Annotated in this window: 25 protein-coding genes; 14 read left to right on the top strand and 11 right to left on the bottom strand. The window is 67.6% G+C overall.

Annotation, left to right across the window (positions count from 1 at the left end):
* Window positions 1-34: 34 nt before the first annotated feature.
* Window positions 35-715: a TVP38/TMEM64 family protein gene (locus F3087_RS10535; RefSeq protein WP_191093884.1), complete on the top strand. Its 681-nt coding sequence runs from the start codon at window positions 35-37 to the stop codon at window positions 713-715.
* Between the two features lie 234 nt (window positions 716-949).
* On the opposite strand, the gene F3087_RS10540 is transcribed toward F3087_RS10535, so the two are convergent.
* The 3 genes from F3087_RS10540 to F3087_RS10550 form a co-directional block, all read right to left on the bottom strand.
* Window positions 950-1,852 (bottom strand): S1C family serine protease, encoded by a 903-nt coding sequence (locus F3087_RS10540; RefSeq protein ID WP_150401950.1) that lies wholly within the window; start codon window positions 1,850-1,852, stop codon window positions 950-952.
* A 256-nt stretch (window positions 1,853-2,108) separates the two neighbouring features.
* Window positions 2,109-2,396, bottom strand: a complete 288-nt coding sequence (locus tag F3087_RS10545; RefSeq protein WP_223884981.1) for a hypothetical protein — start codon at window positions 2,394-2,396, stop codon at window positions 2,109-2,111.
* A 225-nt stretch (window positions 2,397-2,621) separates the two neighbouring features.
* A complete protein-coding gene (locus tag F3087_RS10550) occupies window positions 2,622-3,002 on the bottom strand; it encodes a VOC family protein (RefSeq protein WP_150401638.1) in 381 nt (126 codons plus the stop codon).
* A 167-nt stretch (window positions 3,003-3,169) separates the two neighbouring features.
* Here F3087_RS10550 and F3087_RS10555 point away from each other — a divergent pair, with 167 nt between their 5' ends.
* The 6 genes from F3087_RS10555 (at window position 3,170) to F3087_RS10580 (ending at window position 9,468) form a co-directional block, all read left to right on the top strand.
* The gene (locus F3087_RS10555; protein ID WP_150401639.1) at window positions 3,170-3,994 is read left to right on the top strand and encodes an ACT domain-containing protein; all 825 of its coding nucleotides are present in this window, start codon (window positions 3,170-3,172) and stop codon (window positions 3,992-3,994) included.
* 124 nt (window positions 3,995-4,118) lie between these two features.
* Window positions 4,119-4,997, top strand: coding sequence for a metal-dependent hydrolase (locus F3087_RS10560; RefSeq protein ID WP_150401640.1), 879 nt, complete (start codon window positions 4,119-4,121; stop codon window positions 4,995-4,997).
* Between the two features lie 43 nt (window positions 4,998-5,040).
* Window positions 5,041-5,904: a metal-dependent hydrolase gene (locus F3087_RS10565; RefSeq protein WP_150401641.1), complete on the top strand. Its 864-nt coding sequence runs from the start codon at window positions 5,041-5,043 to the stop codon at window positions 5,902-5,904.
* Window positions 5,901-7,475, top strand: coding sequence for a flavin-containing monooxygenase (locus tag F3087_RS10570; protein WP_150401642.1), 1,575 nt, complete (start codon window positions 5,901-5,903; stop codon window positions 7,473-7,475). The genes F3087_RS10565 and F3087_RS10570 overlap by 4 nt, the downstream gene beginning before the upstream one ends.
* Window positions 7,472-8,413, top strand: coding sequence for an SDR family NAD(P)-dependent oxidoreductase (locus tag F3087_RS10575; protein WP_150401643.1), 942 nt, complete (start codon window positions 7,472-7,474; stop codon window positions 8,411-8,413). Before F3087_RS10570 ends, F3087_RS10575 begins: the two co-directional genes overlap by 4 nt.
* Before the next feature lie 11 nt (window positions 8,414-8,424).
* Window positions 8,425-9,468 (top strand): ferredoxin--NADP reductase, encoded by a 1,044-nt coding sequence (locus F3087_RS10580; protein WP_150401644.1) that lies wholly within the window; start codon window positions 8,425-8,427, stop codon window positions 9,466-9,468.
* On the opposite strand, the gene F3087_RS10585 is transcribed toward F3087_RS10580, so the two are convergent.
* The 3 genes from F3087_RS10585 to F3087_RS10595 are packed head-to-tail and all read right to left on the bottom strand — an operon-like array spanning window position 9,469 to window position 11,390.
* Entirely contained in the window at window positions 9,469-10,197 is a 729-nt protein-coding gene (locus tag F3087_RS10585; protein ID WP_150401645.1) for a TetR/AcrR family transcriptional regulator, read from the bottom strand.
* A 57-nt stretch (window positions 10,198-10,254) separates the two neighbouring features.
* Entirely contained in the window at window positions 10,255-11,199 is a 945-nt protein-coding gene (locus tag F3087_RS10590; protein ID WP_150401646.1) for a CorA family divalent cation transporter, read from the bottom strand.
* 2 nt (window positions 11,200-11,201) lie between these two features.
* On the bottom strand, window positions 11,202-11,390 hold the full coding sequence (locus tag F3087_RS10595) for a hypothetical protein (protein ID WP_150401647.1): 189 nt from the start codon (window positions 11,388-11,390) through the stop codon (window positions 11,202-11,204).
* Window positions 11,391-11,775: 385 nt separating this feature from the next.
* On the opposite strand from F3087_RS10595, the gene F3087_RS10600 reads away from it, so the two are divergent.
* The gene (locus F3087_RS10600) at window positions 11,776-12,114 is read left to right on the top strand and encodes an ArsR/SmtB family transcription factor (RefSeq protein WP_223884982.1); all 339 of its coding nucleotides are present in this window, start codon (window positions 11,776-11,778) and stop codon (window positions 12,112-12,114) included.
* A 93-nt stretch (window positions 12,115-12,207) separates the two neighbouring features.
* Window positions 12,208-12,738 (top strand): DUF3558 family protein, encoded by a 531-nt coding sequence (locus F3087_RS10605; protein ID WP_150401648.1) that lies wholly within the window; start codon window positions 12,208-12,210, stop codon window positions 12,736-12,738.
* Here the strand turns inward: F3087_RS10605 and F3087_RS10610 are convergent.
* The 5 genes from F3087_RS10610 to F3087_RS10630 form a co-directional block, all read right to left on the bottom strand.
* Window positions 12,735-14,456, bottom strand: coding sequence for an urease subunit alpha (locus tag F3087_RS10610; protein WP_150401649.1), 1,722 nt, complete (start codon window positions 14,454-14,456; stop codon window positions 12,735-12,737). The two genes, F3087_RS10605 and F3087_RS10610, sit on opposite strands and share 4 nt — an antisense overlap.
* Before the next feature lie 31 nt (window positions 14,457-14,487).
* Window positions 14,488-14,805, bottom strand: coding sequence for an urease subunit beta (locus F3087_RS10615; RefSeq protein WP_150401952.1), 318 nt, complete (start codon window positions 14,803-14,805; stop codon window positions 14,488-14,490).
* A gap of 72 nt (window positions 14,806-14,877) precedes the next feature.
* Window positions 14,878-15,180 carry an urease subunit gamma gene (locus F3087_RS10620; protein WP_107656465.1) on the bottom strand — a complete coding sequence of 101 codons (303 nt, stop codon included), beginning with the start codon at window positions 15,178-15,180 and terminating at the stop codon, window positions 14,878-14,880.
* Window positions 15,181-15,260: 80 nt separating this feature from the next.
* Window positions 15,261-15,650 (bottom strand): PaaI family thioesterase, encoded by a 390-nt coding sequence (locus tag F3087_RS10625; protein ID WP_223885024.1) that lies wholly within the window; start codon window positions 15,648-15,650, stop codon window positions 15,261-15,263.
* Between the two features lie 245 nt (window positions 15,651-15,895).
* Entirely contained in the window at window positions 15,896-16,606 is a 711-nt protein-coding gene (locus F3087_RS10630) for a hypothetical protein (protein WP_150401651.1), read from the bottom strand.
* A gap of 107 nt (window positions 16,607-16,713) precedes the next feature.
* On the opposite strand from F3087_RS10630, the gene F3087_RS10635 reads away from it, so the two are divergent.
* From F3087_RS10635 to F3087_RS10655, 5 genes are all read left to right on the top strand, one after another.
* Window positions 16,714-17,760 carry a FecCD family ABC transporter permease gene (locus F3087_RS10635; RefSeq protein WP_150401652.1) on the top strand — a complete coding sequence of 349 codons (1,047 nt, stop codon included), beginning with the start codon at window positions 16,714-16,716 and terminating at the stop codon, window positions 17,758-17,760.
* Window positions 17,757-18,839, top strand: coding sequence for a FecCD family ABC transporter permease (locus F3087_RS10640; protein WP_150401653.1), 1,083 nt, complete (start codon window positions 17,757-17,759; stop codon window positions 18,837-18,839). The genes F3087_RS10635 and F3087_RS10640 overlap by 4 nt, the downstream gene beginning before the upstream one ends.
* The gene (locus F3087_RS10645) at window positions 18,836-19,702 is read left to right on the top strand and encodes an ABC transporter ATP-binding protein (RefSeq protein ID WP_150401654.1); all 867 of its coding nucleotides are present in this window, start codon (window positions 18,836-18,838) and stop codon (window positions 19,700-19,702) included. The genes F3087_RS10640 and F3087_RS10645 overlap by 4 nt, the downstream gene beginning before the upstream one ends.
* Window positions 19,703-19,780: 78 nt before the next feature.
* Complete coding sequence (locus F3087_RS10650; protein ID WP_150401655.1) at window positions 19,781-20,170, top strand: BlaI/MecI/CopY family transcriptional regulator; 390 nt, start codon at window positions 19,781-19,783, stop codon at window positions 20,168-20,170.
* 40 nt (window positions 20,171-20,210) lie between these two features.
* On the top strand, window positions 20,211-21,149 hold the full coding sequence (locus tag F3087_RS10655; RefSeq protein ID WP_150401656.1) for a M56 family metallopeptidase: 939 nt from the start codon (window positions 20,211-20,213) through the stop codon (window positions 21,147-21,149).
* Window positions 21,150-21,270: the final 121 nt, after the last annotated feature.

The raw sequence follows: 21,270 nt of genomic DNA on the forward strand, positions 1-21,270 counted from the left end.
CCTAGTACCAGTACCACCCGGTAACCTGACCCCGGTGACCAGGCTGATCCGTGACCCGCGCGTGCTGGCGTTGCTCGCCGGCCTCGTCGTGTTGTTCGTCGCCGCGATGCTGGTCCCGCTACCGAGCCCGCGCCAGATCCAGGACTGGGCGACCTCGGTCGGCCCGATCTTCCCGTTGCTGTTCTTCGTGGTGCACGCGCTGGTGACGGTCGCGCCGATCCCGCGCACGGTGTTCACGGTGAGCGCCGGGTTGCTGTTCGGTCCGGTGCTCGGCATCGCGCTCGCGGTCGGGGCGACCACGGTCAGCGCGGCCCTCGCCATCCTGCTGGTGCGCGCGCTGGACCGCGAACAGGTCGCCTCCCGACTCACCCACCCGGCCGTGCGCGCCGTCGACGATCGCTTGCAGCGACGCGGCTGGCTGGCCGTCGGCTCGCTGCGCCTGATCGCCGCCGTCCCGTTCTCGGTGATCAACTACTGCTGCGGGCTGTCCTCGATCCGCTTCTGGCCGTACATGATCGCCACCCTGATCGGCGTCCTCCCCGGCACCATCGGCACGGTCATCCTCGGCGACGCCCTCACCGGCACCACCCACCCCGCCTTGATCGTGTTCTCGGCCGTCCTGATCGCCGTCGGCTTGATCGGGCTTGTGGTCGACGCGCGCTGGAACACCGACGCCGTCCCACTCACCGAGGAACCTGTAACGGTCCCCAAGTAAGCAACCCGCAGCTCGCGCGCTCGAACCGCACGCGATAGACAAGGCCTGTCGGACAGCGCGACCATGTAGAGCTTCGCGGCCTCAGCGAAATCCGCACATCGGAAGATCCGCGGCACCGGCAGCTTCGAGATACCCCGGCCACCGGAAAGTGCCGCCGCACACCCCTTGATTTCCCGCACACGCAATCGCATGCGAATCGATGTGCGGCAAATCAGGAAGTGTGCGGCGGGGCGTTCAGTCGACGGTCAGTTCGATGGGGACGGCGATCACGTCGACCATGGCGCCGTTGCGCAGGACGGTGACGGGGAGTTTGATGCCGATGGCGTCGGCGAAGAGCTGGCGTTGAATGCCTTGGGCGTCACGGACTTCCGCGCGGGCGACGCTGAGCACGAGGTCGCCGCGGCGGAGGCCGGCTTGCTCGGCCGGGCCGCCGCGGACGACCTCCATGATGCGGACGCCGGCCGCTTGGCCGGTGCGGGCGGCGACGGTGGCGGGAAGCGGGGCGGGCATGCCGACCAGGCCGAGGTAGGCGCGGCGGACGCGGCCTTCGGTGTGCAGGGTGCCGATGATGCGGCGGGTGGTGGCGTTGATCGGAATGGCCAGGCCGAGACCGATACCCGCGACGGCGGTGTTGATGCCGACCACGCGACCGGCCGAATCCGACAGTGCGCCACCGGAATTGCCGGGGTTGAGGGCGGCGTCGGTTTGGATCACGTCTTCGATCACGCGTCCCGCGCGACGCGAGGCGACGGGTACCGCACGACCCAGCGCGCTCACCACGCCGGCGGTGACCGAACCGGCGAGGCCCAGCGGGCTGCCCACGGCGACCACCAGCTGGCCTACGACGAGTTCGTCCGCGTCTCCCAGCGTGACCGCTCCCGGCGCACCATTACGTGAACGCAACACCGCGAGATCCGACAGCGGATCAATGCCGACGACATCGAATTTGGCTTCCACCCCGTCTGCAAATACGACCTCACCGTTGGTCGCCGATCCGATGACGTGCGCGTTCGTCAGCATGAATCCGTCATCGGTGAACACCACCGCCGACCCGCTTCCCCGCCGGGTGCGCACGCTGGCCACATGCGGCGTAACCGACGCGGCCACCCGAATCACCGTGCGCGAATAGGCATCCATCGCGGCGTCATCGTCCACGTCGACCACCACCCCTGATTACACGTTGGCACCAACCCCTCCAGCATGCCCGCACTCCGCGTGCGGCGCACCGTGTTCACCAGAGGCGCAACCAAATCGACCGCCCGCCGTCACCTCAACGGCCACAGCCGACTTGACGTACATGGCATCCACTTGACGCATGTTGCATGCGTGCGTCAAGAGGTTGCTACGTACGCCAAATCGGCGCGGAACAGCTTGGAGACCAGCGTGATTCAGGTCAGGCGGCGGGGCTCATGGTGGCACCCTCGAAGAACTCGGACTCGGTCATGCCGAGGCGGGTGGTGACGAGTTCGAGGGCGAGGCGCAGGACTTCCTGGGCGGTGGGCGCCACCACCTGAGACTGTTCGAGGCGGGTGGTCCCGCATTCGACGCGGACCCGGCAGCGCCAGCCGGAGCCGGTGGGGTACGGCTGCGGTCGGCCGATGGCGACGCTCATACGGACGCCGTCCCGGAGGAACTCGTTCGTGGCCAGCAGGTTGTCGTCCGGCGTGATCATTATCGTCATTTCACGCACGTCCCATCACAGGCAATGTTGCAGCTACAAGTCGGTTCCTCATCGGATGCTCCCGGTATTACTCAACAGGCAGGGCACTTACGACTATCGGTTTGGAATGAATCTAACCCGATAGTCGTGACTCCGCAACATTTGAGCAAACATTCTGTCACGGCCCGGGCTCGCCGACCGAAAATAGCCGGAACCCGGGCGCGTCGACATTGCGCTCGGGCCGGGTCAGAGTTGCGGCAGCCTGCGGCGCAGCAGGCAGAATTCGTTGCCCTCCGGGTCGGCCAGCACATGCCAGCTCACGTCGTCGCCCTGTCCGACATCGACCGGTTTGGCGCCGAGTGCCAGCAACCGTTCCAACTCGGCATCCTGATCACGGTCGGTGGGATTGATGTCGATATGCAGCCGGAGTTTCCCGTTCCGCGGTTCATCGCTCGGGCTGAGGATGAGCGTGGGCTGCGGTCCACCGAAGCCTTCGGCCGGTCCGATCTCGATGCTTCCGTCGTCCTCCCGGTCGAGTTCGACATAACCGAGAACCGCACTCCAGAATGCGGCGAGCCGCTCGGGGTCGGCGACATCGAGGACCAATTCGGTAATGCGGGCGGCCATAGCACGAGTGTACGTATCCGTAACTGTGCGCTCGGCCACGCACTACTCGCCCTGTGTCCAGCATCACGGCGTAAACCCCTGCCGCTCAACGGCTTTCCGTTCCGATTTCACTGCCGCGTTACACGGTCGGCACGGGATCGGAAATGATCACCGCCGACGCTGAGCGCATGCGTCCGATCCGAGCACGACATCGTGTCCAGGTGCTGGCATGCGATGTGTGCGGCCGCCTGCCGCACCCACACCGGGCGCGCTTGACGCTGGCCAAATTGGCCGCGGTATTCCCGGTCGAACTCGTGCTGCACGCGCTTGTCGTGCATTACCACCCGCCCTATTTACTGACGGTCACTTTGCTGACGATCAGCACGACCGTGCTCGTCATCTGGGTCGTCGAGCCCTCCGCGACCCGCGTGCTCGGCGCGTGGCTGCACGCCCCCGAACTCCGCAGCCGCGACGACGTCGACCGTGCGCCCACCCTGTGGCGCATTCGCGTCCGCGTCGACGATCGCCCCGGACAGCTCGAAGCGCTCACCGGACATCTGGCCCGGCGCGGCGCGAACATCCTCAATGTCCATGTGCACCAACTCGAATCGGGCGTACTGGACGAACTGGTCGTCTCCGCGCCGGCCGGCGTCACCCCGGACGCGCTGTCCTCGGCGATCGTGCACGGCGGCGGATCGTCGGTCCGCGTCTGGCCCGCCTCCGCCTTCGCGCTCATCGACGGCCAGACCAAGGCACTCGGCATCGCCGCCCGCGTCGCGGCCGACCCCGACGAACTCCCCTTCGCCATCGCCGAACTGCTCGGCGCACGCTATCTGACCCCCGGCAGCTACGTCCATCGCGACCTCACGTTCGACGGAACCACCCTGGTCGTCCCGTGGCAGGCGGATCGCCCGTTGATCTTCACCCGCCCCGACGAGCCGTTCACCCCCGCCGAGAACGCCCGCGCACATCGGCTGACCGACCTGGCCCGCAGCGTCACCAGACACCGCTGACGAACAGTCACAACAGAATTCCGCCTACCTGCGGCATCGCGAACGCCTCTTGCCCTATCCGTCTGAGACGGTATCGTACTAGTAGTACCGCATACTGACGGTACCGAGCTCAATGAGGTGCGAGATGACCGAGCAAAGTGTGCGCAGCAAGGAACGCACGGGCAACGGATACCCGAGGGCGAGGCGAATCAGATTCCGCTTCGGCGAGCCGGTACCCATGTCGAAGTACTACGCCGGCGGCGACATGGTGTTCAGCCACTTCATCGCCGGGTTGTCCGCCGGATTCCCGCCCGGCGAGGAGTCGTTCATCCGGTCGGTGCGCCGATTCGCCGACCAGATCACCGATCCGGTGCTGAAGAAGCGGGTCGCCGGGTTCATCGGCCAGGAGGCGATGCACGGCCAGGAACACCGGCGGCTCAACGAGAAACTGATCGAGATGGGCTACGCCATCGAATGGCTGGACGCGCCGGACGTCGTCGAACGGCAGAAGCGCCTCGAACAGCGCCTGCCCGCGCGCCTGCACCTGGCCGCCACGGCGGCGGCCGAGCACTACACGGCGGTGCTCGCCGAACGCGTGCTGTCCAGTCCGGAGATCCAGGCGCTGGCCGGTGACGAAGAAGTCCGGAACCTGTTGAACTGGCACGCTTTCGAGGAACTCGAGCACAAGTCGGTGGCCTTCGACGTGTATCGCGCGGTGGGCGGGACGGAGACGATGCGCATCCTCACGATGGCGACGTTGGTCGCGCTGACTCTCCCGCTCACCGCGGTCACGCTCACCGCGTCGATCAGCCGCGACCCGGACGCCCGGCGTTACCCGCTGAGCCTGGCCAAGGAGGCGTTCACGCTGTTCCGTGGTCCGGTGTTCCGCGGCATCGGCCGCGAGCTGGTGCTGTATCTGCGGCCGGGCTTCCATCCCGACGACATCGACTCGCGAGAGCTGTTGGAGCGCTGGCAGAAAGAGCTCTTCGGCACCGACGGCAGCCTCGTCGATCACCTGAAGTAGCCGATCCCTCAACCGAAATACCCCGGAATCAACGGAGATTCACATGACTTCCAGCGTGCAGAAAACCGGCGCGGGCGGCTACCCGAAGGTGCGGCGGATGAAGTTCCGCTTCGGCGAGCCGGAACCGATGACCAAGTACTACGCGGGCGACGACATCGTGCTCAGCCACCTGGTCGCGTTGCTCTCGGCCGCGTTCCCACCCGGCGAGGAGTCGTTCATCCGGTCGGTGCGCCGATTCGCCGACCAGATCACCGATCCGGTGCTGAAGAAGCGGGTCGCCGCGTTCATCGGCCAAGAGGCGGTGCACGGCCAGCAGCACGGCAGCTTGAACGAGCAGCTGTTCGCGCTCGGCTATCCGCTGCCCCGATTCGTGAGCGGGCGCGGGGATCTCGTGCAGCGGGCCGAGCGGCTGGCACCGCCGGCCGCACACCTGGCCATCACGGCCGCCGCCGAGCATTACACCGCGGTATTGGCCGCGCGCGTGCTGTCCAGCCCCGAAATCCAGGAATTGGCCGCCGATCCCGAGGTGCGCAACCTGCTCAACTGGCATGCGCTCGAAGAGCTGGAACACAAGTCGGTAGCGTTCGACGTCTATCGCTCGGTCGGCGGGCCGGAGTGGCTGCGGATCGCGATCATGTCGGTGCTCTACGTCTTCACGATCCCGGTGGTCGGACTCGGGGTGCTCGCCTCGATCCTGGCCGATCCCCCGGCCTGGCAGCCGATCACGGTGACACGGCAGTCTTATCGGCTGATCCGCGGGCCGATCGTGCGCGGGCTGCTCAGCGAGATCCAGGTGTATCTGAAGCCGGGCTTCCACCCGGACGACGTGGACACCGGCGCCCTGCTGCGGCAGTGGCAGACCGAATTGTTCGGCGCCGACGGCGCGCTCGTGGATCGCGTCCGATGAGCGCGGCGCTGCCCGACCAAGGAGCGCTTGCGAGTCGCGAATGCGCGAGGCCGCACGAGGTCATCGTGGTAGGCGCGGGGTTCGGCGGCATCGGCGCCGCGATCGCCCTGCAACGCAAAGGCATCCACGATTTCGTCATCGTGGACAAGTGGGATCGGGTCGGCGGGACCTGGCACGCCAACACCTATCCCGGTGTGGCGGTGGATATCCCGTCGTTCATCTACAGCTTCTCCTACGAGCAGCGCGGCGACTGGTCGCGAATCTTCGCGCCCGGCACCGAGTTGCGCGACTACGCCGAGGGGATGGTCGACAAGTACGGTCTGCGACCGAAGCTGCGGCTGAACACCACGATCGTCTCGGCGGTGTTCGACGCCGAGGACAGTCTCTGGCTGCTCGGCACCGACAGCGGCCGCACACTCACCGCGCGCTATGTGGTGATGGCGATCGGCGGGCTGGAACGGCCGAAGATGCCCGACATCCCGGGCCTGCAAGACTTCGGCGGAACCCTGATCCATACCGCGCTGTGGGACGACGATGTCGCGCTGGCCGGCAGGCGGGTCGCGGTGATCGGAACCGGCGCGACCGCGTTGCAACTGGTGCCGGCCATCGTCGATGAGGTCGAGCATCTCAGCGTGTTCCAGCGAACGCCGATCTGGGTGTTCCCGAAAACCGATGCGGCGGTGGGGCCGCTCGGTCGCGCGGTGCTCGAGCGTCCGTGGGTGCGCTCCGGTATCCGCATGGTCGGCACCCTCGCCACCGAGATCGGGATGGGCGGCATGGTGGCCGGTCCGACCTGGCTGTCGGACGCCGGTCGGCGGCTGGCGGAGATTCCGGCCCGGCGATGGATGCGTAAACAGGTGCACGATCCAGTCATCCGGGAAAAGCTGATCCCTGCCTACGGGCTCGGCTGCAAGCGGCCGTCGATGTCGAACGAATACCTGTCGACATTCAATCGGCCGGACGTCAGTCTGGTCACCGATCCGATCGGCTTCATCGGCGAGCGCGGCATCATCACCGAGGACGGCGTGGAGCATCCGGTCGACGTGCTGATCTGCGCCACGGGATTCAAACTGTGGGAGAAGGATTCGATACCGCCGTTCCCGGTGACCGGTCGCGACGGGCTCGATCTGGGCGAGTTCTGGGACCGTCATCGGTTCCAGGCCTATCACGGTGTTTCGGTGCCTGGGTTCCCGAATATGTTCACCATCACCGGGCCTTACGGCTTCGTGCTGGGTTCGTACATCTGGATGATCGAGGCGACTGCCGCGCATCTGAGCCGGGCGATCGCCGAGACCAAGCGGCGCGGTGCGACCGAGTGCGAGATCAGCAGGCGCGCGCACGACGGGTACTTCGCCAAATGCCTACGCCGCCAAGAGAAGAACTTCCTGTTCACCTCCGCCTGCGCCGGGTCGAACACCTACTACATCAACAGTCACGGCGATTCGCCGTTCCGGCCATCGACGCACGGCGAGATGTACTGGCAGAACCGGCATTTCGATCTCGACGACTACCACTACCGCCAGCCCGTGCCCGCTCCGCGGACCGGCGCGATCCTCGAGGAATCGGTATGAAACTCACCAACATCCGCCCCGAACTGGTGGTGGTGACCGGCGCGGGCAGCGGCATCGGCCGGGCCATCGCGATCCGCTTCGCCAGAGCCGGTGCGCACGTGGTGGTTTCCGATCTGGATCTGGATTCCGCGCTGGCCACCGAGGCGATGATCCACGCGCGCGGCCGGCGGGCCTCGGCGGCCCGGCTCGATGTGACCGATCCGAGCGCGTGGGAGGCGTTCGCCCGGGACGTACTGGCCGATCACGGCGTGCCGGACGTGCTGGTCAACAATGCCGGCATGCTGGTCAGCGGCGCGTTCGTGGATCTGACGCCGGCCGACTGGGATCGGCAGCTGAGCGTGAACCTGCTCGGCGTGGTACACGGTTGCCGGGTGTTCGGGCAGCAGATGATCGACAACCGCAAGCGCGGGCACATCGTGAATATCGCGTCGGCGGCGGCGTTCACGCCGACGCCGGTGATGTCGGCCTACTCGGTGTCCAAGGCCGGGGTGAAGATGCTCACGGAGTGCCTGCGACTCGAGTTCGGGCCCAAGGGAATCGGGGTCAGCGCGATCTGTCCAGGGGTGATCAACACCAATATCGGCGAGCACGCGGTGACGGTCGGGGTCGATCAGGAGTTGGTCGCGCGGGGTAAGGAGCTGGCGCGGCGGGTGCAGGACGTCGCCGCGCAACTGCCGTTCTCGCCGCTGAGCCCGGATCTGGTCGCGCGGGCGGCGGAACGGGCGGTGCGCTACGACCTCGCGGTGGTGCCGGTGCGGGCCGAGGCGTGGCTGGGGTACTTCATGTTGCGTATCGCGCCGGGGGTGAATCGGCGGATCACCCAGCCGCTGGATGTCGAGCGGATCGAACGACTCGGGCGGCGGGTGCTCCGGCTGATCGATCCCGCGTCGGCGAATCAGGTCAAGACGCAACCGGTTTCGACGCCGATCGAGGTGTGAGGGGTACGACGATGAGCGCGGACAACGGTGTGCGCGTCCATGTGCTGAAGGTCGGTGCGGTGGTCGAGGAGACGGCCGATGCCCGCACGCTGGTCTTCGAGGTGCCCGATGAACTGACCGAGCGGTTCCGGTATCGGCCCGGTCAGTTCCTTACCCTTCGAATACCCAGTGCGCGTACGGGTTCGGTGGCCCGATGTTATTCGCTGTGCAGCAGCCCGCATTGCGATGATCGAATCGCGGTGACGGTCAAGCGAACCGCGGACGGGTATGCCTCGAACCTGATCTGCGACACCGTCGCGGTCGGCGATCTGATCACGGTGCTGGAGCCGTCCGGCGCGTTCGGGCCGCGTGATCTGGACGCCGATGTCCTGCTGTGCGCGGCGGGTAGCGGCATCACCCCGATCCTGTCGATCATCAAATCCATGATGGTCGGCGGGAGGGGGAATGCTGTTGTGCTGTATGCCAATCGAGATCGGCAGTCGGTGATCTTCGCAGAGGTGCTCGACGAGTTGGCACGCAGCTACCCCGATCGGCTGCGGATGCTGCATTGGTTCGAATCGGAACGTGGGTTGCCGACCGCGGCTGCTCTCACGGGCCTGGTGCAGCCATATTCCGGTCGAGACTGGTTCCTTTGCGGGCCTGCCGGATTCATGACGGTGGCCACGGCCGCGGCGACCAGGTTGCGAGTCCCCCACGTCTACACCGAGGAATACCGCTCGCTACAGCAGAATCCGTTCGACGAACCCGCCCGCGCCACGCCTGCAACCCCGTTGGGCGACTCCGCGGTCGTCGAGGTGGACATCGACGGCGAAACCCATGTCCTGGACTGGCCCAAGCAGACTCCCCTACTGGATGTGCTGCTGGACAACGGAATCGACGCCCCTTACGTCTGCCGCGAGTCCGCCTGCGGCACCTGCGTCTGCTCGGTGAAAGACGGACGCACCCGGATGCGGCAGAACGAGGCGCTCATCGATGACGAGATCGCCCTCGGCCTGACCCTCGCCTGCCAAACCCTGCCCGAGTCGCCCCGGGTGCACATCGCATTCGACCAGTGACTACTCCGGTTCGAACGCGAGGTGCGCCGGCTTCTGCACATCCAGGGGCAGGTTGTTGAGCTCGGCGACCCCGTCGAGCATGTTCCTGGCGATGATGCTCACGTGCTGGGCGAACCGCTCGGTCGACATCGGCTCGGTCCTGGCCCGGTTGGCGCCGAGCCACCAGTCGGTCGCCGAGCCCACCGCGCCGAAGATGGCGTAGGCGGTCAGTTCCAGGCTGCCGGTGTCGACGTCCTGCCCTTCGAGGCGTTCCTCGATCATCTGCGCCGCCAGCAGCGCCGAACGCTGCGCCACCTCGATGGCCCGTTCCGGCTGCTCGGCCTGCTGGGCCAGCCGGCTGTGCACCAGAAAGCGGAACACGTCGGGCTGCTCCTCCACCACGGCGACGTACTCCGCGATAGCGGTGCGGATCAGCTCGGCCACCGAATCGGTGGTCAGGCTGATTTTCGCCAGCACCCGCTCCCACAGCATGCTCTGCACCCGTTCGAGGATCGCCAGGTACAGATCGGTCTTGTCCGCGAAGTGCCGATACAGCTTCGGCTTGGCGCAGCCCGCCGCCCGCGCGATGTCGTCCATGCTCACGTCGGGCCCGTGCTCGGCCAGTGCGCGGAACGCGGCGTCCACGAATTCTCCGCGCACCTGCTCCCGGTGCGCCCGCCATCGCTCGGTCCGAGCGTCCGGGCGCGGCTCCGCGGGTGAAGCGGGCGAGCTGCTACCGGCGGCCGTCATGCTTGTCATGATATTGAATCCCGACCTCGGCCACGCAGTTCGGGCCCACTCCCGCGGTCAGCGCAGCCAGCCCTTTCGTTTGATGTAGGCCAGCGGGATGACCGCGGCGACCAGGGTCATGAGGGTGGTGGCGAGAAATCCGTGCTGCCATTCCAGTTCGGGCATCCAGGTGAAGTTCATGCCGTAGAACGTGGCGATGAGGGTGGGCGGCAGGAACACCGCGGTGATGATGGTGAACACCTTGACGATCTGGTTCTGTTTGACGTCGAGCCAGGTCATCACCGATTGCTGTAGGTAGCGGACCTTGTCGTGCTCGAAGCCCGCGTGCTGCTTCACGCCGTCGACGTCCGCGACGAGGATGGCCAGCAGGCTCTCCAGGTCGGCGCTGTGCACGGTGAGGTCGGCCATCAGATGCCTTGCGGCACGGGCCAATTGGAGCTGGGTCTCCTGGGTGCGGGAGACGATCTCCTCGGCCGCGTTCATCCGGGACATGGTGCCGCGCATGTCGGCGACGCCGATCTCGCGGCCGCGCGCGTCGTAACCGTTGGTGGCCATCTCGATTTCGTCGTTCATCGCCTCCAGCGCGTCGCTGGCGTAGTAGATGACCCGCTCGGAGGCCTCGTTGAGCGCCCACAGCAGCGCGTACATCACGCCGTGCGCGGAACCGGTGAGGGTCGGGTTGCGGCGCATCTTGGCGATCGCCTTGTCGAACGGGATGAAGTGCTCGTCCGGTTGCAGCGTCACCAGGAACTCCGAACCCAGTGCGAACACGATGGTTTCGCGTTCGATGGCGTCGCCGCGCTTGTAGTTGGCGACGACCGGGAGGTAGAGGAAGTTGTCGGTTTCCCAGACCCGGTTGCGCGCGGCGGCGAAGTCGACGCCGAGCCGCTCGCGCAGCACCGCGGCGGTATCCGCGTCGGCGGCGGCCAGGGGAATCCAATGTTGTTGCAGGACTTCGGTATCGAACCGGTCGGCGGTCACGGCGCTGGCGATGGCACGCATCGCTACCGGCCGTAGGACGAGTGGGCGGGCGAGACCGACGAGGAGCCGACCGGCGCCTGCGGGTGGGCGTAGTGCATGGTCAGCAGTCCCGCGCTGATCAGCAGATAGAGCCCGACCGTGAACCAGATCGACTGACGCTCCAGATTTGGTGCGCGGTGCGGTGTTTCGGCCCTCTTGAACATGATCGCCATGGCGGAACTCCAATGCTTCGTAGCGTCTCGGTGGTGACAGCGCCCGCCTGCCGCGGGCTCCGGACGCGCACAGCAGGCCGCGCCCGGACGTGGTGTCGAAGAATGTCAATAGTTGGTGCCGCGTCAGGCGATCGGCCGGCCGCTCAGTTCGGCCACGGATCGCGCGGGCAGATCAACGACGAACCGGCACAACCCGTTTCGCTGAGGCGGTCCGGCTGGAGACGTCGATACTGTCAACCGGCATCAGCCGCTCACCCCGCTTCGTTGGTTGCTCATTCGCGCAGAATTGCGCACCCATAATTAGAAACCCGCCGCCCTGCGTTCGTCAATCAGTTGCGCAAGTATTCGACTCCGTGCCACGCTACGGACAGGTTGGGAGGCGGACGTGAGCGAGGACGGCGAGCCGGGCCCCATCCCGGCGGCGCAACTACATGACGCGGCAACGGTTTTCGGCATGCTCGCGGCCACCGCCCGGTTGCAGATCCTCTGGTTGCTCAGCCAGGGCGAGCGCGACGTCGGCACACTGGCGATCGATATCGATCAAACCGTGCCCGCGGTCAGTCAGCATCTGGCCAAACTCAGACTGGCGGGTCTGGTTCATATGCGCAAAGAGGGCCGGCGCAGTGTCTACACGATCGCCGATCCGGGCATCGCCGACATCGTGCGGCTTGCCGTCCGGCACCACCGGCTGCACGGCGGTCAGCTGCCCGAGGGGCTGGACTGAGAGCAAGATCGCCCCTGCTCAGGTCGCATCCGAGCAGGTCACTGGGTACCGTGACCTGGTCTGACCCGTTAATGATCCAGAAAGGGAGCGGTGATGCACCCGTTCTCTGTCCGTAATGCCGGACTTGCCGTTATTGCCCTGGCCGGATTGGTGACGGGATGTAGCAGCGCGAACACGCCGGACGCCGCCCCCGCGGCGTCCGCGAACCCGTATGCCGACTGCGCGCCGCTGACCAACCAGGAGATCAGTGACGCGGTCCGGGCCGGCAGTCTCACCACGCACCACACGCCCCAGGTCTGCTACTGGGAGGCGCAGGTCGGCGACGGCGACGCCACCGTCAGCTTCACCTACTCCGCGCAGGACTCGCTGCAACAGCTGTGGGACCGCGCCCGCGCCGACGGCTTCCAAACCGAGCACATGGTGATCACCAAGCACGTCCTCGGCACCGTCACCGCGACCGCCTTCTACATCCGCAACCCGCACGACCCCGGCGACTGCGCGGTCACCGCCGCCGTCAACGGCGCGATCACCTGGCGCGTCCAGAACCGTTCGCCCACAACAGCACTCGACCCGTGCGCGGCGTCACTTACGCTGGCCACGATGATGGTCGACCTCTCGCCCTAGAACAGGAAATAGCGCTGGGCCATGGGGAGTTCGGTGGCGGGCTGCTCGGTCCAGACCTCGCCGTCGATGCGGACGGTGAAGGTGTCCGGGTCGACTTCGATGCGGGGCATCGCGTCGTTGTGCGGCATGTCGGTCTTCTTGCGATCGCGAACGTTCTTGACCGGGGCCAGTTTTCGGTTGATCCGGAGGCGATCGGCCAGGCCGTCGTCGATGGCTTGCTCGGAGACGAAGTGCAACGAGGTGGCGGCCGCGACCAGCGGGGCGGCGCCGAACATCGGACGGGGCAGGACCGGCTGCGGCGTCGGGATCGACGCGTTGGCGTCGCCCATCGCGGCCCAGGCAATGGCCCCGCCCTTGAGCACCGCGTGCGGGCGGACGCCGAAGAACGCGGGCTCCCACAGCACCAGGTCGGCCAGCTTGCCGACCTCGACCGAGCCGATCTCGTGGTCCAGGCCGTGCGCGACGGCCGGGCAGATGGTGTATTTCGCGATGTAGCGCTGGACCCTGGCGTTGTCGGCGGCGCCGTCGCCGGGCAGCGCACCGCGGCGGCGCTTCATCACGTGCGCGGTCTGCCAGGTACGCATGACCACCTCGCCGATGCGGCCCATGGCCTGCGAGTCGCTGCCGATCATCGAGATCGCGCCGAGGTCGTGCAGCAGGTCCTCGGCGGCGATGGTGGACGGGCGGATCCGGCTCTCCGCGAACGCGAGGTCCTCGGGGATGGACGCGCTGAGGTGATGGCACACCATGAGCATGTCGAGGTGCTCGTCGAGGGTGTTGACGGTGTGCGGGCGGGTCGGGTTGGTCGAGCTGGGCAGCACGTTGAGATGCGCTGCGACAGTGATGATGTCGGGCGCGTGACCGCCGCCGGCGCCCTCGGTGTGATAGGCGTGGATGCCGCGGCCCGCGATCGCGCCCAGGGTATCCTCGACGAAACCGGCCTCGTTCAACGTGTCCGAGTGCAGCGCCACCTGAACGCCCGCCGCGTCGGCGACGGTGAGACACGCGTCGATCGCGGCGGGCGTGGAGCCCCAGTCCTCATGCAGCTTGAAACCCGCCGCGCCGCCGCGCAATTGCTCCCACATCGCCTCGGCGCTGACCGTGTTGCCCTTGCCGAGCAGCACGATGTTCATCGGCCAGCCGTCGGTGGCCTCCAGCATGCGGGCCAGGTGCCAGGAGCCGGGCGTGACGGTGGTCGCCTTGCTGCCCTCGGCCGGGCCGGTGCCGCCGCCGATCAGGGTGGTGATGCCCCCGCCGAGCGCCTCGTCCATCAGCTGCGGGCAGATGAAGTGCACGTGACAGTCGATGGCGCCGGCGGTGAGGATGCGCCCGTTGCCCGAGATGATCTCGGTGGACGGGCCGACCACCAGGTCGGGGTGCACCCCGTTCATGGTGTCGGGGTTGCCCGCCTTGCCGATGGCACAGATCCGGCCGTCGCGAATGCCGATGTCGGCCTTGATGATTCCCCAGTGATCGATGATGACCGCGCCGGTGATCACGGTGTCCGGGGCACCGTCCGCGCGGGTCGCGCGGGCCTGGCCCATGGATTCGCGCAGCACCTTGCCACCGCCGAAGACCGCCTCCTCCCCCGCGAGTCCCGGTCCGCCGCTGCGATCTTCGGTGATCTCGACGAAGAGGTCGGTATCGGCCAAGCGAATTCGGTCGCCGGTGGTCGGCCCGAACAGTTCCGCGTACCGCGCCCGGCTCAGCTCACTCACTCGGGGCCTCCTGGGGTGCGGGTGTGTTCGGTCACTGCGTCTCGTCCAGGCGGCCGGGCGGGGTCAGGCTGATGCCGTGGACCTCGCGGGTGCCGCCGAGGGGGATGAGCGAAACACGTTGGCCCAGGCCGGGTTCGAAGCGCACGGCGGTGCCGGCGGGGATGTCGAGCCGGTGGCCGTGCGCGGCGGCGCGGTCGAAGCGCAGCGCGGCGTTGGACTGCGGGAAGTGCACGTGGCTGCCGACCTGCACGGGACGGTCGCCGGTGTTGACCACGTCGAGTTCGATCCTGGCCGCGCCTGCGTTCAGTTCGATAGTGCCCTCGGCGCAAAGGTATTCACCGGGAATCATGCGCGGACGGAGGTCGTCGCGCACTGGCGTTTCGGCCTCGGCCACGTCACGCTGCTCGCTCATCCAGTCCTCCTAGCCGATCGGATGATGGACGGTGACCAGCTTGGTGCCGTCCGGGAACGTCGCCTCGACCTGTACGTCGTGGATCATCTCCGGCACCCCCTCCATCACGTCGGCGCGGGTGAGAACCGTTCGCCCCGAGGACATCAGCTCGGCGACCGAGCGGCCGTCGCGCGCGCCTTCGAGCACGTGATCGCTGATCAGCGCGACGGCTTCCGGATGGTTGAGCTTGAGCCCGCGCGCCTGCCTGCGCCGGGCCAGCTCGGCCGCGTAACTCAGCAGCAGGCGTTCCTGCTCATGCGGCGACAATCGCATCCGGGCTCCTCGCCGGGTCGGGTGGACGGGTGACGGTCATTCTGGCACGACCGTTCCGGGAACGCGGGACGAGCGGCTGGTCAGCGCCGGACCGGGAGGTTCTGCAGGCGAACCTGGCCGCGCGCGATCACCCGTTCCTGCTCGTCGGTGATCACCACCTGCCACAGCTGCTGCATGCCGCCGCGGTGGATCGGGGTCGCCTCGCCGTAGAGGTTGCCGTCGCGGACCGCGCGCAGGAAGTCGGTGTTGTTGTTCACCCCGACGACCGAGCCGCGCTCGCCGTACCAGACCCCGCCCGCGACGCTGGCGAGCGTTTCGACGACGGTGCAGTAGACGCCGCCGTTCTGCAAACCCGCGGGCTGATACAGGTGCGGCTTGACCGTCCACTCGCCGCGCACCCGGTCCGGGCTGATCTCGGTGTAGCGCAGGCCGATCAGGTCGCTGAACGTGCCTTCGCTGACCTTGGTCATCTGCTCCGGCGTGATCGTCGCCAGCCAGTCGGCGGCCGGGGTCTGCTGATCTGTCATGCGGTCCACTTTTGCACAATGGCCGACGGCCGATTACCGCTGGCTCGCTTGCCGGTTCCCCCGGAAGATAAAGCGATGGGCTCCACGGCTAGACGTGGAGCCCATCGCGGCAATGGATCGGGGGTCACCGCAGCCCTCGGGACTCTCGACCAATCCTAACGCCGGTTATGAGTATAGGTCAGGCTTACCTAACTAAGCAAGGCCGTCGCGCGACGAACCGGTAATCCGCGCTGTTCCAGGGCAGCCAAGAGGCCTTGACCACGGCGGGTGCCGACCACCGCGTCGGTGCCGGCCAGGTCCGGCACGTAAGTCGAAGCGCCCGCGATGGATTCGCCGACGAGCAACCAGAACCGGCGCGCGCTCAGTCCGGAATAGCGGGCCATGCTCGACTGGATCAGCGCCAGCGAGGGCTCGCAGCGATGCGCGAGCCAGACGTACATCGCACCCTCGCACGGCAGGCTCACCGCGCCGGACTCCTCGGCCAGCGGATCGCCGTCGAGCACGCGAATCGTGGTGTCGCCCAGCCCCGCCCAGTCGATGCCGCCGTCGTTGTCGGTGTGGATCCACAGGTTCTCCAGGCCCGGATCCCAGGCCCGGCCCTCGGCCACCAGCAGCGCGATCACCCGCCCGACCACGGCGTGGATGAGCGCGGTCGCCACCACCTCGGCCGCGACATCGGCCCGGATCATCTCCGCCGCGTGCCGCCGATACATCCGCTCGATCCGACCTTCGCGCACCCCGTCGGCCAGCCGCCACCAGCGCCGCTTGCCCTGCTCGACCATCGCCGCCACCGCATAGACCCGCGGATGCTCGGGTTGCAGCGCGCGCAACCTGTCACATGTGCGGTCGAACGCCATCTGGGTATGGCGCGGCGGGCGGGTGGTCATGAGCTCGGGCATTGAACCTCCTCGAGGATTGGCCGTAGCGGTGCGTACCGCAAGATAGGTTAGGCTTACCAGACCAACCGGTTCTCTGCTACAACGAATCTCAGGAGTAGTTCGTCACCGTGACCATGCTCGGCAACCTGCGGCGGCGACGTCTGTCCGGCCTTCTCGTGCTGACCGTCCTGCTCCTGCTCACCGTCGTCGCGAGTGTCGCGATCGGGACCAGGTCGCTGTCGCCGGGCACCGTCTACGACGCCGTGCACAACGCGCTCACCTGCCAGGGCGGACCGTTCAACTGCCCGGCCGGATCCACCGCCGAGGAAATCGTACGTGGACTTCGGCTGCCCCGCACGGCGCTGGCGCTGGTCACCGGGCTCGCGCTCGGCATCGCCGGCGCGCTGATCCAGGGCTACACGCGCAACCCGCTCGCCGACGCCGGGCTGCTCGGATTGAACGCGGGCGCGGCCTTTCTCGCGGCGCTGAGCATGTACCTGTTCGCGTTCACCACGCCGGAGCAGTACATCTGGTTCGCCTTCGCCGGGGCGCTGATCGCGGGCGTCGTGGTGTTCAGCGCGTCCGCCGTCGGCGGCGGCAAGGCGAGTCCGCTGAGCCTGGTGCTGGCCGGCGCGGCAGTCACCGCATTTTTGCAGGCGATGACGAATGCCATTGTGCTGCTGGATCCCGCGGCGCTGGACACCTACCGGTTCTGGGTGGTGGGCACGGTCGCGGGCCGTGACGTCACGGTGTTCTGGCAGGTACTGCCATTCCTGGCGCTCGGGGTATTGCTCGCGGTGATCGCCTCGCCCGGGCTGAACCTGCTCAGCCTCGGCGACGATGTGGCGCGCGGGCTCGGGGTCGATATCGGCCGCAGCCGCGCACTCGGGCTGGCATCGATCGTGCTGCTGTCCGGCGCGGCGACCGCGGCGGTCGGGCCGATCGCGTTCATCGGATTGGTGGTGCCGCACATCGCGCGGTTCATCACCGGGCCGGACTATCGCTGGCTGGTCCCGTATTCCGGCTTGATCGGCGCGATCCTGCTGATGCTCGCCGACATCGTCGGACGGATCGTGGCCAGGCCCGGCGAATTGCAGGTCGGGGTGATGCTGGCGGTGATCGGCGCGCCGTTCTTCATCGCGTTCGTGCGACGACGGAAGTTGGTGAGCCTGTGACCGCGTTGCTGAAGACCGAGGGTGTGCGACCTGCCCTGCGGGTCGGGCCGGTGTCGATGGTGCTGCGTCCGGTGATGGTGTTCATCGTTGTTGCACTGGCCGCATTGTTGCTGCTGCTGTTCTGCTTGGACATCGCCACCGGTGAATCGCACATCCCGCTCGGCCGGGTGATCGACGTATTGACCGGCGGCGGAACCCGATCCCAGCGGTTCATCGTGCTCGACTCGCGGCTGCCGCGCGCGCTGACCGCGGTGGTGGTCGGCGCGGCGCTCGGGCTCGCGGGCGCGATCACCCAGTCCATCCTGCACAACCCGCTGGCCGCGCCGGACATGCTCGGCATCACCTCCGGCGCCAGCCTCGGCGCGGTCGCGGTGGTCATCGGCGGCGGCGGAACCGGGATGCTCGCGACCTTCGGCGCGCCACTGGCCGCGCTGGTCGGCGGACTGCTCACCGCGGCGGCGATCTATCTGCTGGCCTGGGGACGCAGCCCAACCGGCGATCGCGGGGTCACCGGTCTGCGCTTGGTCCTGATCGGGGTCGGCCTGAACGCGGTGCTGATCGCCGGGGTCAGTTGGCTGCTCACCCGTGCAACTTTGCCGGACGCGCAACGAGCGCAGTTGTGGCTCAACGGATCACTCAACAACGCCGATCGATCCGGTTTGCTCCCAGCGACATTCGCGCTCGCCGTGGTCGTGGTGGTGGCTCTCGGCTCAGCGCGCACACTGGCCGCGCTGCGGCTCGGCGCCGACACTACCCGCTCGCTCGGCGTGAAAATCCAGACCCAGCAGGCGATCCTGATCGGCGCGGCCGTGGTCGGCGCCTCGGTGGCGACCGCGGCGGTCGGTCCGGTGAGTTTCGTCGCGCTGGCCGCGCCGCAGATCGCCCGGCGACTGCTGCGCACCCCCGGTGAACCACTCATCGGTTCGGCGCTCATCGGCGCCATCCTGGTGGTCGGCGCGGATGTCGCGTCCCGCACGATCTTCCCGGCGGACCTGCCGGTGGGCATCGTGACCGCGGCGTTCGGCGGACCGTTCCTGCTCTACCTGCTCGTGCGAATGAATCGGAAGGCGACGCTGTGACGACCACGGACCCTGTGACCACCGCGGCGCCCAGCCGGCTCGCCGCCGACGGCGTCACGCTCGCCTACGGCGACCGGGTGATCATCGACGGACTCACCCTCGACATCGCGCCCGGCGTGATCACCACGGTGATCGGCCCGAACGGCTGCGGCAAGTCCACGCTACTGCGCTCGCTCGGCCGGCTGCTGCGCCCGCAGCAGGGCCGAGTGTTGTTGGACGGCAAGGCCATTTCGACGATGAAGACCAAGGACGTCGCCCAGGTGATCGGCATGCTGCCGCAGGCGCCGGTCGCGCCGGAGGGGCTCACCGTCGCCGATCTCGTCGCGCGCGGGCGGCATCCGCACCAGTCGTGGTTCCGCCAGTGGTCGGCCGCCGACGAGGACGAGGTGATGTCCGCGCTCGCCCAGACCGGCATCGCCGACCTGGCCGACCGCGCGCTCGACGAACTCTCCGGCGGTCAACGCCAGCGCGCCTGGATCTCCATGGCCCTGGCCCAGGGCACCGACATCCTGCTGCTCGACGAGCCGACCACCTACCTCGACCTCGCGCACGCCGTCGACGTGCTCGACCTGGTCGACCGGCTGCACGCCGAACTCGGTCGCACCGTGGTGATGGTGCTGCACGACCTCAATCTGGCCATCCGCTACAGCGACGAACTGATCGTCATGCGCGACGGACGCATCGTCGCGCAGGGCCGTCCCGGCGACATCATCAATGTCGAGTTGCTGCGCGAGGTTTTCGACCTCGACGCCTCGGTGCTGGAGGATCCGGTGTCCGGCCGGCCGATGGTGGTGCCGATCGGAACACGCCACGTCATGGGCAAGGCAGGCGGGCCCGTCATGCCCGAATCCGCGCCGCTATGACAAATGACACACCAGCTATTCCATAGTTACGACACCCTGTAGTACGCATGCGCGTCGTTGAGTCCGTAAAATTGTGGGATGGCAGGACTTGGTGAACTCGAGAAAGCGGTCATGGACCAGTTGTGGTCGACCGATGAACCGCAGACAGTCCGGCAGGTGCACGAGGCATTGGCCGCACGCCGCGAGCTCGCGTACACCACGGTGATGACGGTGCTGCAACGACTCGCGAAGAAGAACCTCGTGGTCCAGCAGCGCGACGACCGTGCTCATCGCTACGCGCCGGTGCACACCCGGGACGAATTGGTCGCCAGCCTCATGGTGGACGCTCTGCAACAGGCCGACGCCGCGGGCAGTCGCGCCGCCGCGCTGGTGCACTTCGTGGAACAGGTCGGCAAGGATGAGGCTGACGCATTGCGGGAGGCACTCGCTAAGCTCGAAGCAACCGAGGACACACCGCCCCCGCAGTAGACTCCTCGCGACCTTGCCCCCAACGCAGTGAGCTGAGTCGATGAACGCAACCGCGCCGGTATTCGCCGGACTCGCATTGCTTCTCGCGGGGCCTGCCCCGGCCCTGCTCAGCCGAGCGACCTGGACGTACCGGACACCCCGCGCCGCGCTCGTGCTCTGGCAGGCCATCGCGCTGGCCGCCGTGCTCAGCGCGTTCGGGTCCGGGTTGGCCATTGCCGCTGAGCTTCTGGTGCCGGGTCCCGACGGTCGGCCGACCACGCAACCCACGCGCGAGATCGACGCGCTCGGGTTGCCGCTGTGGTTGGCCTATGTCTTCGTGTTCGCGTTGACGCTGCTGGTCGGCGCGCGGCTCTGCTATGCCATCGTCCGGGTCGGCGTGCACACGCGGCGGCGGCGGGCGCGCCATCGGATGCTGGTCGACCTGCTCGATCAGAGCGGCCCGCGCCGGCGCGCCTCCGACATCCGGGTGCTCGCCGCGACCGAGCCGATCGCCTACTGCCTGCCCGGGCTGCGCCAGCGCGTGGTGATCAGCGAGGGCACGCTGACCAACCTCGACGATGCCGAGATCACCGCGATCGTCAGCCACGAACGCTCGCACCTGCGCGCCCGGCACGATCTGGTGCTCGAGGCGTTCACCGCTGTGCACGAAGCGTTTCCGCGGTTCGTCCGCAGCAAGGCCGCGCTCGGCTCGGTGAAACTGCTCATCGAATTGCTCGCCGACGACTCCGCGGTGAAGGTGACCGGGCCGAAGCCGCTGGCGCGCGCCCTGGTTGCCTGCTCGAAATCCACCGCGCCGCAGGGTGCGCTCGCCGCGGGCGGGCCGACCACCCTGATTCGGATCCAGCGCCTGACCGGGCGGATCGGTGACGTCCGGGTCGCCAGCGCCGCCTACCTCGGCTCGGCCGCCATTCTCGTCGTGCCGACGATGGCCGTCGCGGTGCCCTGGCTGGTCGAGCTGGGCCGACTCTTCCGCAGCTAGACAGTCGTAGGACGTATCCTGAACACTTGGCCTGCTACCCGGCGGGCCTCATCGCCTTTTCGCGCCGCACCCTGATTCCGTCGCGGCGCGCGGCGCACCGAGCCGGTCGCCGAACCACCGA

This window comes from Nocardia colli (genome assembly GCF_008704205.1).
In the GTDB taxonomy this organism is placed as follows: Bacteria; Actinomycetota; Actinomycetes; order Mycobacteriales; family Mycobacteriaceae; genus Nocardia; species Nocardia colli.

What these genes read in the sequence shown, in the direction of transcription:
- F3087_RS10555 (WP_150401639.1), top strand. Translation starts at nt 3,170, where the DNA reads ATGCGTCCGATCCGAGCACGACATCGTGTCCAGGTGCTGGCATGCGAT.
- F3087_RS10560 (WP_150401640.1), top strand. Translation starts at nt 4,119, where the DNA reads ATGACCGAGCAAAGTGTGCGCAGCAAGGAACGCACGGGCAACGGATAC.
- F3087_RS10615 (WP_150401952.1), bottom strand. Translation starts at nt 14,805, where the DNA reads ATGATTCCCGGTGAATACCTTTGCGCCGAGGGCACTATCGAACTGAAC.
- F3087_RS10595 (WP_150401647.1), bottom strand. Translation starts at nt 11,390, where the DNA reads ATGGCGATCATGTTCAAGAGGGCCGAAACACCGCACCGCGCACCAAAT.
- F3087_RS10540 (WP_150401950.1), bottom strand. Translation starts at nt 1,852, where the DNA reads ATGGATGCCTATTCGCGCACGGTGATTCGGGTGGCCGCGTCGGTTACG.
- F3087_RS10630 (WP_150401651.1), bottom strand. Translation starts at nt 16,606, where the DNA reads ATGCCCGAGCTCATGACCACCCGCCCGCCGCGCCATACCCAGATGGCG.
- F3087_RS10620 (WP_107656465.1), bottom strand. Translation starts at nt 15,180, where the DNA reads ATGCGATTGTCGCCGCATGAGCAGGAACGCCTGCTGCTGAGTTACGCG.
- F3087_RS10550 (WP_150401638.1), bottom strand. Translation starts at nt 3,002, where the DNA reads ATGGCCGCCCGCATTACCGAATTGGTCCTCGATGTCGCCGACCCCGAG.
- F3087_RS10585 (WP_150401645.1), bottom strand. Translation starts at nt 10,197, where the DNA reads ATGACGGCCGCCGGTAGCAGCTCGCCCGCTTCACCCGCGGAGCCGCGC.
- F3087_RS10575 (WP_150401643.1), top strand. Translation starts at nt 7,472, where the DNA reads ATGAAACTCACCAACATCCGCCCCGAACTGGTGGTGGTGACCGGCGCG.
- F3087_RS10545 (WP_223884981.1), bottom strand. Translation starts at nt 2,396, where the DNA reads ATGACGATAATGATCACGCCGGACGACAACCTGCTGGCCACGAACGAG.
- F3087_RS10605 (WP_150401648.1), top strand. Translation starts at nt 12,208, where the DNA reads ATGCACCCGTTCTCTGTCCGTAATGCCGGACTTGCCGTTATTGCCCTG.
- F3087_RS10625 (WP_223885024.1), bottom strand. Translation starts at nt 15,650, where the DNA reads ATGACCAAGGTCAGCGAAGGCACGTTCAGCGACCTGATCGGCCTGCGC.
- F3087_RS10570 (WP_150401642.1), top strand. Translation starts at nt 5,901, where the DNA reads ATGAGCGCGGCGCTGCCCGACCAAGGAGCGCTTGCGAGTCGCGAATGC.
- F3087_RS10650 (WP_150401655.1), top strand. Translation starts at nt 19,781, where the DNA reads ATGGCAGGACTTGGTGAACTCGAGAAAGCGGTCATGGACCAGTTGTGG.
- F3087_RS10655 (WP_150401656.1), top strand. Translation starts at nt 20,211, where the DNA reads ATGAACGCAACCGCGCCGGTATTCGCCGGACTCGCATTGCTTCTCGCG.
- F3087_RS10565 (WP_150401641.1), top strand. Translation starts at nt 5,041, where the DNA reads ATGACTTCCAGCGTGCAGAAAACCGGCGCGGGCGGCTACCCGAAGGTG.
- F3087_RS10580 (WP_150401644.1), top strand. Translation starts at nt 8,425, where the DNA reads ATGAGCGCGGACAACGGTGTGCGCGTCCATGTGCTGAAGGTCGGTGCG.
- F3087_RS10590 (WP_150401646.1), bottom strand. Translation starts at nt 11,199, where the DNA reads ATGCGTGCCATCGCCAGCGCCGTGACCGCCGACCGGTTCGATACCGAA.